This is a genomic window from Deltaproteobacteria bacterium (assembly GCA_016933965.1).
In the GTDB taxonomy this organism is placed as follows: Bacteria; Desulfobacterota; Syntrophia; order Syntrophales; family UBA2210; genus JAFGTS01.
The window spans coordinates 13,849-28,326 of the sequence record JAFGTS010000055.1; the positions used below are offsets into that span (position 1 = coordinate 13,849).

The following is a 14,478-nucleotide window of genomic DNA, read 5'->3' on the forward strand; positions in this document are numbered from 1 at the left end:
GACATCCTGATTATGGCATTTTTGAGGGTGCTCAATAATTGACGATAGATGAACAACGGATAGTGGCGGGGCGCCGGAACAATCTGCGGGTTCGCGCGGAGATGCTCCAGGCGGTCCGCCTTTTTTTTATCGAAAGAGACTATCTTGAAGTGGAGACCCCCATCAGGGTCCCAACCCTCGCTCCGGAGTCACATATCGACGCCGTCTCATCCGGGGAGTGGTTTCTCCAGACCTCACCGGAACTGTGCATGAAGAGGCTTCTGGCCGCCGGGTATGACAGGATATTCCAGATATCGAAATGTTTCAGAGGCGCGGAGCGGGGGAGTCGCCACGTTCCTGAATTCACGCTTCTCGAGTGGTACCGCCGCGATGCCGGGTACGAAGACCTCATGGATGAATGTGAGGACCTTCTGCTGTTTGTGTCGGGCCGCCTGGGACGGGGTACGCGTCTTCGATATCGTGACGAGTGGATCGGTCTGGCAAGGCCCTGGGAGCGGATATCCGTGAGGGATGCCTTTCTCCGGTTCTGCCCGGTGCCGGTGGAGCAGGCCCTTGATGACGGCAGTTTTGACGAGCTCATGGTCACCCATATCGAACCCCGTATCGGCCGGGGAAAACCGGTTTTTCTTTACGATTATCCAACATCCCTGGGTGCCCTGGCACGGAAGAAACAAAGCGACCCCACCGTGGCGGAACGCTTCGAGCTTTACCTGGGTGGTCTCGAGCTGGCGAACGCCTTTTCCGAGCTGACAGAGGTGGCGGAGCAGAGGGACCGCTTTCGGAAAGAGGAGGAATACCGCCGGAAGGCCGGTAAAACCCCTTATCCCCCGGCGGAAAAATTTCTGCGTGCCCTGGAGCGCATGCCGGAATCGGCCGGGATCGCCCTCGGTATCGACCGGCTTGCCATGATTTTTGCCGATGCAACCTCCATTGATAACGTGCTGAGCTTCACGCCGGAGATGCTGTGAGAACGATCTCACCATATCCGTCAAATTCTTTTTAACCAGCATCCCGATTCAACACACACTTTTCAACTGAAATATTCTTTGCCCGGCGCCAGTGGCTGTGATAAATTAATTTGCCTTTCATAATTTCCACGGCGTCAATATTCTTTCGTCAGCCCGTGTATGCAGACAGAATAAACCTGCCAGGAGGGTGGTGAATCATGAAAATTGCCTGGGTGAAACGTCTGAAATCCATTCTTTTCCTTTGTATCTCAATATCGTTGTTTATTATCGTCGGTTGTGCCGGTTCCGGTGATGACAACGCGTCGGCAAAGGAAGAGAAAGACCTTTTTTATCTCTCGGTCAGTACGGATGAGCTGACTGAACGATACCGGGACTGCTCGATCGGAACGGCCGTGACGGTTTCCTTCAACAAGGCCCTGGCCCTTGAACCCGCCGGGACGGGAACGAAATCCCTTGCCGCGGATGATGATATGTCGGCCGTCGAAGGTGCCGGTCTGATGAAAGTCTTCAAAGGGGAGCAGCTGGAAGAAATAACGGGAACGCTATATCTTTCCGGGGATGGACGGGAGCTTACCTTTGTTCCCGATGAACTCCTTGCTCCCGGAGCGGCCTACACCGTTCTCGTATCGTCGGTGATCCGTTCCATCGACGATGATTGTCTTGGCGAGGACTACTGTTTTCAGCTTGCAACGAACGATACCACCACGGTGGTGGACATCCTGGCGGACCCCGCTGTGATCCTCCAGGGTGAGCAGGTAACCTTTGCCGTTGATTCCACCGTCCCCTACCGGTCGGTCCTCTGGACGTTCAACAGCGGTGACGCCGATTCGGTGACGTCGTACGGGACCGGTCCCTTGTATACCTATAATGCCCCCGGGATCTACCGCGTCACGCTGAACGTCGAAGACATCTACGGAAGGGAGTTCACCGCCGGTAAGGACATCCGGGTGTTCAAGAACATTGCCGCGGCCATGACAGAAAAGGGCGGGTTCCTCGATGTGCAGATGGTCGATCCCTCGGCGCTTGATGAGGGGACGCTCTCGTCGCTCGTCGACACTTACTCTGAAGATGTCCTGGCGGCGGTGACCGCCGATGTGTATACCTCGGGGGGAAAGGGGAAGGCGACACGCGCCGAGCCATCCAGGGTGGAAACGCTGGCGGAAATCATTCCCGGCCGGCCGCTTACGTCCCTTGCCATAAGACCGGAACGGATCGCCTCCTTCGGGGCGGACTATATAAAGACGCTCATCAGAGAAGGTCGTTTTCTGGGAATCGTGAGCTTCAAGGGATTTCCCACCATCCTGTCCTACTATCCGTTGAACGACTACTATGTCCTGGAAATGTTCGTCAATGAAGGCAACATCAATGTTCAATACCGCGACGACATCTATGATATCGACATTACCTCTACGGAAATGAGCCCCACCCCCTGGCTCCACCAGATGTCGATCCCGATCTGCCAGGAGGTTCTTGATAATCTCCAGCGATACCTGCCGAAAATGATCAGGCGGCCGCTGGATGTGTTCTATACCCGTAACGGTTTCTTCCGGCTTGATACCATCGAGGAGGCCCGGGAGACAAAGTCGGTAACAGGGGGATATGCTCGCAAGTGGAACATCGGCGGCAGCTTTTCCCTCGGACCGGTGACGTTCAGCGCCAGCGTCGGAAGCGGCGGTGTCAGCGCCGATGTCGATGTGGATGACAGCCTGACGGATCTTTACAATCTTCTGACGGGGGACCTTATCGACCTCCTCACGGGGTTGAAGGACTTCGTTCTCAAGATAGTCGACATGAACCCCTTTCAATATCTTGAAGACGTGAAGGACGGCTGCGAAGACATAAAAACGGAGTTCGTCTCGCTGCACAGTACGTTCAGTTCCGCCGGCGGCATCGTAACAGGAGCCACGGACCCGGCGGCGCTGATCGGTGATGTACGGGACCTGCTCTATACGAGCGCGGGCGCCTCGGTCAAATCCGTGGCTGAAGAAGCCATCAATGTGCTGAACTGTACGGGTGGCGCCTTCGAGCTCATCTCGGAACCGCTGCTGGCCGTCGGGGACGCCGGCACCTTCCTGGCGGGATTCGTCCCGTCGTTATCGACCGATTCTTATATTGTTTTCCATGTGGGCACGGACGAACTTTCACTGAAGGTAAAGGCGGGTTCTGTCCAGCAGACCCTGTCGCTGGATACCCTGAACACCCTCCTTGAATATGCCGATACGGTTCTTGATGAACTGGGCGCCGATTTTCCCTTGAGCGACGTTGTGAGCAAGATGGGGATAATTGATGCGGCCCTCGGCTCCGGCGTTGCCGGCGAGGTCGGATTTTACTACACGGGAAGCCGTCAGGAACTGAAATTCCAGTTTTCCGTCCTTACAGGGAGCACCGAGCTTTTCAGGCTGCGGGTGATGCTCTCGCCCACGTCATCGGGGCTCGACATAAAAGTGACGAACCCCCTGCAGACGGACACCTATGTCCTTCTTGAATATCAGCCCTTCTCTCTGCCGTCGGGCACGGACGATACGGTGGCCATGATGTTCGACATACTCGCTCTTGCGTCGAGTCCCTTTCCCGATATCACGCTGACCATGCAGACGAAGTACCGGGACATCATCATGCAGATCACCTCACGCCTCCGGCCGGATTACGGGTTTACCGCCTATATCAATCTGGGGGTGGAACTGGATTACTATATCGGTATCGGCGGAAAGGGAGAAGTGGGCGTCCAGATATATGTGGGTGTCGATGGAAGCGCCATCTCCGGCGAGGTGGTAAAGAACGCGGCCAAGAGCGCCTTCACGGCCGGCCGGGATTCCTTCTCCCAGTTCTTCAGTACCGTCAGCGGTGACGGCGGTTCCTATAACCGTATGAATTTCCCCGACGAGGACCAGTTCATTGATTTCCTCTATACCTTCATGGGAGATCTGCGTACCCAGCTGGTGGCGAACGGCGTCGCGGAAAGTCTCCTGGGGGCAGTGACGGTCGGTATCTCTCCCTCGGCGGAGATCGGTATCGGTCTCGGCGCCGGCGGCACGGGAACGGGCGGCGGTGCCGTAAATCTTTCCCTGGGGACGGCCTTTGACATGAACGCGAACCTTCTCTTTTTCCGTGATACCCTGCTCGCCTATTACCGGAACAAGGATGTCAATACCTTCCTCATGACACCCCTCATGGAATCGATGGAGGCCATGAACGCGTCTGACCGGAGCAATCCCTTCGATGTGAAGGGCATCGCAAAGCTCTTCGAGGAAGGATTCATGGAAATAATCGAACAGCTGCCGGCGGGCTCCGAGACCGAGACGACAAAGTACAATGCCATCAACGGGCTCTTCAACAGCATGGCGCAGAATGTCAGCTTCGGCCTCAGTTTCCAGGCCGGGATCGACGGCGAGCTTGAGGAGGGTGGAGACATCGAAGCCGGTTTTGCCCTCGGTCCCTCGATCTCCGCGAACGGGGAGTTCGTCTTCAACACCCTCTATCCGGTCCTGTCAAAGGCATTGACGCTCAAAGGCGCGCCGCAGACCATAAAGGACCGTTTGATCGTCCTGGACCAGCCGGGGATATTCCCCGAGGTTTCCTTCACCCTTCCCCTGAGTGGAAGCATCGAGCTGGGATTCGATGAAGCGGTGCAGGTGAACCTGGGCGTGGGAGCCCAGATGAACTTCATCGAGGGAACGGTCACCCTCCAGGGAGACCCCTTCCGGACCGTGACGGCCGGCGGGATCTACGGAACGAAGAAACTGCGTACCTACCCGGTGGTGGCCATGACACAGTCACCGTCGACGGCGGTACGGGGCCAGGCGGTAACCTTCTCCGTCAGCCAGAGCGAACTGAAGACGGGGACGACCATAGCCGATACCACATGGTATATCAACGGCCAGGAGATCACCGGGAACGGGGCGGTAATAGAGAACAGTGAAACGATAGCCACTGTGACCGATACAACCTCTGCCACGGCGATAACCTTTACGCCGGGTAAGATCATGGAATATCGTGTCCGATGTGATGTGACGGACAGTGACGGACGGAATGATTTCGACTATATCGTGTACGTTACGGCCAACCAGGTGCCGACACAACCCGTCCTTACCCTCCTCGACAACGCCCAACTGACACGGATCGACCGGATCCCCCTGAGCGCCACCGATCCCGACGGGGATCCGCTGACCTTCGAGGTCAAGATATCCTGGGATGCGGGTTTCACCAATGTCCTCTACAGCTATACCTTTACGGGAACGGAGATCGCGCTTCCCTATTCGATCATCGACGGAAACTCTTATTACATAAAAGTGCGGGCCTATGACGGAATGGATTACGGACCCTGGAGCGCCGTCAAGTATTTTTCGGTCATCCCCCTGCCTGTGGAGCTCATATCGCCTGTGAACGGCCAGAACTTTATTTATGGGGCCCAGGATATCATCACCTTTGAGTGGGACAGCGATGCCGATTATTATGACTATCGATTTATGATTGCCGATAACACGTCGTTTGTGTCTCCCATAGTCGATGAATTCGCAGGAACCGCTCGTCTGTATGAGTTTTCCGGCACGGAGCTTGAAGGGACACCCCCTGGAGTGTATTACTGGCGTGTGGCAGGCTACAACCTGCAGGCCGAAGCCCTTGACTGGGGAGAAACCTGGAGCTTCACACTGGGCCCTCCGCCGACCGTGCTCTATGACCCGGCCCACAAAGCAAGTATTTCGCACACCCAGCCGGTCCACTTCGAGGTGGAAGACCCGGGCGATGTCGATTCTTTTGAATTCCAGTATTCCGTTACCCCCTCGTTCGGGTGGGGGAATGTGGGAAATGTAAGCACGTCGACCATCTGGGAGACGGGGCCACTTCCAGTAGGCACCTATTTCTGGCGCGCACGAACGCTGGCGAACGGTATCCCAAGTGCCTGGACGGAGGCACGAATGTTCTGGGTCACGAACACGGCACCATCGAAGGTTACCCTCACCGGTCATCAGAAGGGCGGTTGCATTGACGGGACGCTGAAACTGAACTTCACTTCTACGGACCCCGATGGGGACGCCATTACCTACCTGGTGTATCTCAGGGCCGGGGCTGATGATGGCGGCGGACTGCCGACATATGACCTTTTGAAGTCCTACACTGTCACGCAGAATCAGATCACCTTCGATCTCACTGAGGGCGGCTATGATTTCTACGTCGACATCCAGGCCATGGATGCCCTCGGCGCACTCTCCCCCGGCTGGGACAAGAATCAGATGTTCCATGCGTATACGTATAACTGTCCGCCGGAACCGCCGAAGCCGCTCTCTCCCATCGACGGCTATGAGGTCATTCGTGACAACGTGACCCTTACCGCCCAGGTACCGACCGATCCCGACGGTGATCCCATCACCCAGTATATATTCCTGATAAAGAAAGGGGCCACGGAAATACAGAAAACCTCAGCGATACCTCAAGTCTTGGTGACGGACCTTGAACAGGGTGAGTATACATGGAAGGTCCGGGCCGTCTCGGGTACCATCGTTGGAGTCGACATGCTGCAAAGCGGGTACGGTGAGGAACGCCGGTTTACTGTTCTCGACAATCAGGCCCCCGAGACGATCAATGAATCGCCGGCCGACGGCAGCGTTTTTCCCGCCGTCAACTGGATCACCCTGACGGTGCAGGTGAACGATCCCGAGGAGGATGAGATCCTCTCCTGCACGTTCGAATTGGCCGACAGCAGCTCCGTGGTGGCTGATTACAAGGATATCCACAGTTCATCGGTCGAGGTCGGCATGCAGCTTCCCCCTGAGATCTATTATTGGCGGGCCTTTGCCGCCGACGCGGGAGGCCCCGGCGAATTCGGCCCTGCCACCTGTTTCAGCGTCATAGACGGTGTTATCCCGCCGAACATTGCGGGCGCAGAGGTGGGGAATGAGATTGAATTTCTCCGTGTCGACGGCGTGGTGGCCCTGACCTTCAAGGCGCATACCTATACAACGAACTGCCTCGGTGAATTTACGGGGACCCTTGAGTATGAGATCCGCGACGATGAAAGCGTGCTTGCCGTTCCCATCGGCAACTTCGAAAACGGTGTCCCCTTCGGCCTTGAACTTCCGGTGGGCGATTATTTCTGGAAGGCGCGCCATGTAGTGGCCGGGATGGCCAGCGCCTGGAGCGAGCCGCTGGTGATCACCGTTCAGGAAGCGAACGAACGACCCCTGGCGGAAAATCTCACGCCCGTGGCGGGGGCCATATTCAACACCGATGATGATATCCTTCTGACAATGAACGCGACGGACCCCGATGAAGACCCCATCCAGTCCCACGATTTTCAGTACGATCCAGACCCGGAATTTTCCGAGCCCGTCGAGTTTACCGACCTGCCGGTGGATAGCGTCGGAACCGGGACCCTCACGCCGGGTATCTATTACTGGCGGTGCCGGGCGGCCGATGAGATCGGCGAAGGTGACTGGAGCGAGCCGACCTGCTTCACGGTCATCGATACCGTTGCCGTACCGGATATAGAAGAAGCCGGAAATCCAACGAGTTACCGCCAGGCCGCCGGGGAATTGGAGATCACCTTCCATGCCGTGACCGACCTGCGCGACTGTCTGGAAAATCCCGTTGCCGGTGTTCTTCACTATAAAATTTCCTATTCCGCGGGCGACGACATTGTGGGGACCTTTGAAAACGGTGTGCCCTTTTCCCTGGAACTCGCCCCCGGGGATTATGTCTGGCGGGCCCAGCACGAGGTTGCCGGCATCCTGAGCGGGTGGACAGAGCCCTTCGCCTTTGAGGTGCTCGAAGAGAACGGGCTTCCCCTGTCCGAGAATGTGACACCCGAAGCCGGAGCCGTATTCCCCATCGAGAATGTTATTACCCTGACGCTGGGTGTGACTGATCCCGATGAAGACCCCATTCTTATGTATGATTTCGAGTACGATACGAGCGCGGGCTTTGACGATGATCCCCAGCAGGTGATCGGTGCCGTAACAGGCTCGGTAGACATCGTACCCCCTGTTCTTCCCGCCGATACCTACTACTGGCACGGCCGGGCGGCCGATGCCGAGGGATACGGCGACTGGAGCCAGCCCACCTGCTTCAGTGTCGTCGCGAACGTGGCGACGCCGAACATCACCGACGCGGGGAACGCGACGGAGTTCGAGGAAGATGACGGCGAGGTGGATCTTACCTTCAATGCCATTACCTATACCACGAACTGCCTTGAACAGCATGTCGGTGAACTTCGCTACCAGATAGCCTGGGATGATGAATTCGAAGAAATCGACGCCGAGGGAGTGTTCGTCAACGGCGTGGCCTTTACCCTTGAGATGAATCCGGGTTCCTATTACTGGCGGGCGGCCCACGTGGTCGAGGGGGTGTGGAGCGAGTGGAGCGCGGCGGAGACCTTTACTGTCACCGAGCCGGTGCAGGCCCTCTTCAGTGAGGACTTCGAATCCGGCCTGGGTGACTGGAGCCTGGTCCAGAGCGGTGCGGGGATATTCGTCCTTGAGACGATCGTTGACGGTGACAGCACTGTGTTCCATTACCGTCGGTCCAATTCGAACGGCGGCGGAGGTGAGGGCGGCATCCAGCAGTCCCTGGATGCAATCGGCATTACCGGTTATTCGGCAGTGTATCTCGAATTCGATGTCAAGCTCATCAGCCACAGCCTGACGAACAGCGGTTCATGGACCTTCAATAACGGTGGTACCGGGGAATTCCCCGCCGATGTGCTGCTCTATTTCACGGATACGAACGAGGACGATTATATCTGGAATCACGGATTCATGCTGAACGTCGATTCCTACGGGAGACAGAACTACACAGTGCTGACGGCAGGGCAGTGGTACCATTACACCTCGCCCAACCTGATCGGGGAGCAGACGACACAGACGCCGGGGGGGAGTGTTACGCCGATACCGAGCGGAACGATTGGAATTTTAAATACCCTGAGGCTTCGGGGCCATGGCTGGGACTTCGAGGGAGAGTTCGACAACGTAACGATAACCTTCGTTCCCTGATTGAGCTCGCGGCGGATCGTTCGCGGTACGGTGCAGCTTACCGGATGGAGAAGCCGAGGAACGATACGGTGTCGTCGAAGGAATTCGCCACGTAGACCTGGGTCCCGTCGTTGCTGACGGCCACGCCGAAGGGGCCGTCGCCGAGGGGGATCTCGTCGATGATGGTGTTATCCTCCACGTCGATGACGGTAAGTTGGTCGGCCTTGAAATTGGTCACGTACACGTAGTTCCCGTCGGGGGTCACGGCGATGTCGTAAGGCCCGGCGGCGACGGGGATGGTCGTTATGATGCTGTTGTCCGCCGTGTCGATGACCGTCACCGTGTCGCTTTCAAAGTTCGTCACATAGACGGTACTGCCGTCGGGTGTTATGACGATGTTGAAAGGGTCCGTACCGGCGGGTACCGTTTCGATCACTTCGTTCGTGGCCAGGCGCAGGACGGAGACCGTACCATCGTGGGAATTTGCCACGTACACGTAGGTCCGTTCATCGGGCATGGCGGCGAGGCCGTGGGGCCACTGTCCGACCGGTATCGTTCCCGCTACCAGGTTCGTCGCCGTTGATATCACCGACACCGTGTTGTCATCGGAGTTGGTCACGCAGACGTACCTGCCGTCGTAGGTGATGGAGACATCATAGGGACCGTTGCCCAGGGCGATCGTGTCGATCACCGTGTTCGATATTGGATTGATCACAGAGAGCGTTTTGTCATAGACGTTCGCCACGTACAGACGGGTGCCGTTCGGTTTTACCGCGATGCCATAAGGGGTGTTCCCTACGTCTATGACGTCCTTGATCCAGATGCGGGGAAGCCCGATCACCGTGACGATATTCTCGTCGTCGGCGTTGGTCAGATAGAGCGTGGAATCATCGGGAAGCACCGCCGGGAAGAGGGCCCCCACGTAAATGGTTTTCACCACCTCATCGGGGTACCGCGTCCGCACCCTCACCCGGGTCGAGCGGGCTTTCCAGTCGCCCCGGTCATCGGTCGCTGTAAAGGTGATGATGTGGTGCCCCACTGAAAGACCGTCGGTGACGAACTCTTCCCCCGTTCCGAGTGTTCCGTCGATAGAGGAAGCCCATTCCAGCGAATCGCCCGTCAGCGGTTCACCTTTTGACGTTGCCGTTCCCGAAAAGGTGACGGCGTTTCCTTCCACATATTTTTCATTATAGGCAGGGCCGGTGATGGTGACCTTGAGCTGCTGCCTGCTGCTGTCACTGTCGCAGGCGACGATCATCGATGCAATGAAGGCGAGAAGAAAAACGCAATAGAAACAATACGGGATTGACCGGAAGGAACTTCTTTTCATCGTTTTCCCCCTCCTTCGATGAACGGTATATCGGATAACGAAACAAAATGAATGATACGAAAGATAAACAAATTCCCCGCTCATTTGCAATGTTTTTTATGGAGCACTCAGGGATCGTGAATCGGTATTCGGAATTGATGATTCGGGAAACGTGATTTAAAATTCGGGATTCGGGTTTTCCATCATTGCGAACCCAACGAAGGTGGGTGTGGCAATCTCATGGGTTCGGTTGTACTTTAAGATTGCTTCGCTTCGCTCGCAATGACAAATAAGGTCAGTGGTTCGCAATGACAAATAAGGTCGGTGGTTTGCCGATTCATTGGTGGCATTCGGGATGACGGATTACGGGGTACGGATTATGGATTACGGGGTACGGATTATAGATTACGGGGTACGGATTATAGACATAATGGATTATCGGATTACGGATTACGGATCAGGGTAATAAACGCTCACTTTGTCGTTTTTTGTAAATAATCCACTGTGTCACTTTGTCGCTTTGCCCCTTTGTCACTCTGCCCCTTTTTAAAAATTGTATCCCCCTGTATTTCATGATATGGGAAACAAGGCCTGTCGGCATTTCCGAACGGCGAAGCGAATACTGTCCCATTGAGTGCCGGAAGAGGGGGAAGTTCCGGTTGGAAATGACGTCATACTGCATGCAATAGAGGAGGGAACGATGAAACATTCAAAGAGGATCATACCGGTCATTCTTGCACTGGCCGCCTGTCTTCTCCTGTCATCATGCGGTGTTTTCATGGAAACCATTCCCGCCGGCCGGATACTTTCTCCCGAGCCGGGTGACCACTTTACAACAATCGACGGCGTCCGTTACCATTACCGGGAATACCCCGGACAGGGAACGGACATTCTCCTGATCCACGGCTTCGGGTCTTCCACCTACACCTGGGAAGAGGTGGCGCCGATCCTGTCCGACGCGGGATACCACGTATGGGCCCTCGACATGAAGGGATTCGGCTGGTCCGACAAGCCCCGGGGGGACGACTACGATCCGGTCACGCTGGCAAGGGAAGTGAATGCCTGGGTGGAGGTGATGGGTATCGAACGGCCCGTCATCGTGGGTAATTCACTGGGTGGCGCGGTCGGTATCATCCTGGCCGTCGATCATCCTGAGAACGTTGGCAGACTCGTCCTGATCGACGCGGCAGGCTACCACCAGAAAGCGCCGCTCATCATCAGGATCATGAACAGCGGTCCCGGCGCATTCGTTATGAAATGGACCTTCGGCAGGTGGCTCATCAAGGGGAACCTTACCATGGTGTTCTTTAACAGGGATCTGGTGACGGACGAGAGGATCGATGCCTACTACGACCGGCTGCGAACTGTCGGGGCCAGGGACGCGCAGACGGCCGTCGCCAGGGCGATCCTGCAGAACGAGGCTGAGCCTTACCTTGAAAAGCTGTCCCTCATCACGGCGCCCACCCTGATTATCTGGGGCGCGGAGGACCAATGGATACCGGTTGAGTACGGGCATCGTTTTCAGAAGGACATCCCGGGAACGGTCCTGACGGTCATTCCCGAATGCGGGCATATCCCCCAGGAAGAATGCCCGGAAACCACCGCCCGGCTTATCCGGGAATTCGTGAAATAACAGCGGCTTACATGCCGGGGAAAGGAAGAATACATGGAATCTCTGCGGGACTTCTACCGGGTCACCGGTGATCCTTACGGCTACGCCAGGGAACTGAAATCGACGGGAAAACACCTTATCGGCTACTTCTGTTCCTATACGCCCGAGGAGATCATCCATGCGGCAGGTGCCCACCCCCTGCGGCTTTTCGGGACCACGGAAGAGATCTCGAGGGCTGATGCCCACCTGCAGTCCTATTCCTGCTCGCTGGTCCGCAGCGCCCTTGAAGACGCCCTTTCGGGAAACCTTGATTTCCTCGACGGGACCGTCTTTCCTCACACCTGTGATTCCATCCAGCGGCTTTCCGATATCTGGCGGCTCAACACGGGATTTTCCTTTTTTGCTGATGTGGTGTTCCCCGTGAAATTGAATGGTGAGGGCTCCCGCCGGTATATGGTGGCCGTTCTGGAGCGGTTCCGCGCCGACCTTGGGAGAGGACTGGGAATGGATATCTCCGACTCCGCCCTGAGGGCGTCCTGTAAGCTTTTCAACGACATCAGGCATGCGCTGAAAACGCTCTATGAATTGCGTTCTCGAAACCCGGCGGCCATCTCCGGGCGGGACATGGACACCGTTGTCAGGGCCTCCATGATCATGGAACGGCAGGAGTTCCTTGAAAGAATTACGGCGCTTCTTGAGGAATTGAAGATGGCCGGGGAACCGGCTTCACGGGACGGCAGAAAACGCCTTATCCTCGCGGGAAGCATCTGCAACCATCCCGATATCTTCAAGGTTATTGAAGAATCGGGCGGTGTCGTCGTCTGGGACGACCTCTGCACGGGTACCCGTTCCTTCGAAGGGATCATTGATGATGGACCGGACCCGGTCGTGTCATTGGCCGACCGGTATGCCACGCGTCTCGTCTGTCCGGCCAAGCATATTTCGAACACCGCCCGCGGTGACGCGCTGGTGAAGATGGTAAGAGAACATCAGGCAGGGGGAGTCGTGTTCCTGCTGATCAAATTCTGCGATCCCCATGCCTTTGACTATCCCTATCTGAAGGAATTTCTGGAACGGGAGCGGGTCCCCGCCATGCTGCTGGAGATAGAGGACCGGCTTCCCTCGGAGGGGCAGCTCCGGACGCGCTTTGAGACGTTTGTGGAGACGATATGACTATCAGTGCCTGAGTGCCTGAGTGCCTGAGTGCAACAGAAGTCCCCCTTTGTAAAAGGGGGATTGAGGGGGATTTTCAAGTATATAAATCCCTCCCGGCCTCCCTTTACGAAAGGGAGGTGAAAAACCCAAGGGTTGTTTGTTAATAATTACGACGGTTCGCACTCAGGAACTCAGGTACTCAGCCACTTTGAAGAAAAGGAGCCATTCATGTCCGACATAGATGCCGGCAGGGAAAAGAAGAAGCTCATGTCCGCGAAGAAGATGCGGGACATTATGACGACCTATTATATCGAGGCCAAGTCGGCGGAACAGAACGGAAAAAAGGTTGCCTGGATCACCAGCGGCGGTCCGGTGGAGCCGCTCATCGCCATGGATGTCATCCCGGTGTATCCCGAGAACCACGGGGCCATGATCGGTGCCTCGAAAATGGGCGGAGAATTCTGTGAAAAGGCCGAGACCCTGGGATACAGCATAGACCTCTGTTCCTACGCGCGGGCCGATATCGGCTGCTCGATCGTGGGAGGCGGGCCTGTCGGAGGACTTCCAAGGCCGGACATGCTGATCTGCTGCAACAACATCTGCGGAACGGTCATGAAGTGGTACGAGATACAGGCACGGTACTATGATGTACCGCTCTTTATTTTCGACACTCCCTTCTGTCATGCCGGCTATCATGATGAAGTGAAAACCTACGTGCGCCGGCAGATCGATGAGTATATCCTCTTTCTCGAAGGGCTCTGCGGGAAATCCTTTGATCTCGACCGGATGGAGGAAGTGGGGCGTCTCTCCGTGGAGGCCCAGAAACTCTGGCAAGCCGTCCTCGACACGGCGAGGAACAGGCCGTCACCCATGACCTGCTTCGACGCCTTCTTCTTTCTCGCCCTGATCGTGACCCTTCGCGGGACCCAGGTCACGGTCGACTTCTACCGGGAACTGCTGGCGGAGATGGAAGAGCGCGCCGCCGCGGGCATCGGCGCGGTCCCCCGTGAGCGCTACCGTCTTTTATGGGACAATCTGCCGATCTGGTACCGCATCAAGTGGCTCTCCGATGCCTTCGCGTCCCACGATGCCTCCCTGGTGGCCGACACCTACACGTCGGCATGGTGCGGGCAGCTCAAGTACATGGATGAAAATAATTTTCTTGATTCCATGGCGGAAGGATACACCCGGATCTACCTCAACATCGGGGTCGATGAAATGATCGCCATCATCCTGGAAATGATAGACCGTTACGATGTCGACGGTTTCGTCATGCATTCCAACAGAAGCTGCAAACCTTACTCGCTGGGGCAGTATGATATTCAGCGGGCAGTTCAGCGGGAGCGGGGCCTGCCGTCGATGATCATTGAGTCCCACATGGTCGATGACCGGAGCTTTTCCGAGAGCCAGGCGGAAACCCGCATCGACGCATTTATGGAAGTCATCAAGGAACGGAAGAAATAACGGGGG

The 14,478-nt window shown here is 56.4% G+C and carries 6 protein-coding genes; 5 read left to right on the forward strand and 1 reads right to left on the reverse strand.

Annotated features, from left to right (window positions below; translation table 11 throughout):
- The first annotated feature begins 44 nt into the window (after positions 1-44).
- A complete protein-coding gene (genX, locus tag JXO48_12690) occupies positions 45-968 on the forward strand; it encodes an EF-P lysine aminoacylase GenX (protein MBN2284737.1) in 924 nt (307 codons plus the stop codon).
- A gap of 197 nt (positions 969-1,165) precedes the next feature.
- Positions 1,166-8,953, forward strand: a complete 7,788-nt coding sequence (locus tag JXO48_12695) for a PKD domain-containing protein (protein MBN2284738.1) — start codon at positions 1,166-1,168, stop codon at positions 8,951-8,953.
- A 37-nt stretch (positions 8,954-8,990) separates the two neighbouring features.
- Here JXO48_12695 and JXO48_12700 read toward each other — a convergent pair whose 3' ends face one another.
- Positions 8,991-10,262 (reverse strand): YncE family protein, encoded by a 1,272-nt coding sequence (locus tag JXO48_12700; GenBank protein ID MBN2284739.1) that lies wholly within the window; start codon positions 10,260-10,262, stop codon positions 8,991-8,993.
- Positions 10,263-10,941: 679 nt separating this feature from the next.
- Between JXO48_12700 and JXO48_12705 the strand changes: the two genes are divergently transcribed.
- The 3 genes from JXO48_12705 to JXO48_12715 all read left to right on the forward strand — a co-directional run bounded on the left by JXO48_12705 (position 10,942) and on the right by JXO48_12715 (position 14,472).
- Positions 10,942-11,874: an alpha/beta hydrolase gene (locus JXO48_12705; GenBank protein MBN2284740.1), complete on the forward strand. Its 933-nt coding sequence runs from the start codon at positions 10,942-10,944 to the stop codon at positions 11,872-11,874.
- A 33-nt stretch (positions 11,875-11,907) separates the two neighbouring features.
- Positions 11,908-13,026 carry a 2-hydroxyacyl-CoA dehydratase gene (locus JXO48_12710; GenBank protein ID MBN2284741.1) on the forward strand — a complete coding sequence of 373 codons (1,119 nt, stop codon included), beginning with the start codon at positions 11,908-11,910 and terminating at the stop codon, positions 13,024-13,026.
- Positions 13,027-13,236: 210 nt separating this feature from the next.
- The gene (locus tag JXO48_12715; GenBank protein ID MBN2284742.1) at positions 13,237-14,472 is read left to right on the forward strand and encodes a 2-hydroxyacyl-CoA dehydratase; all 1,236 of its coding nucleotides are present in this window, start codon (positions 13,237-13,239) and stop codon (positions 14,470-14,472) included.
- The last annotated feature ends 6 nt before the right edge of the window (positions 14,473-14,478 follow it).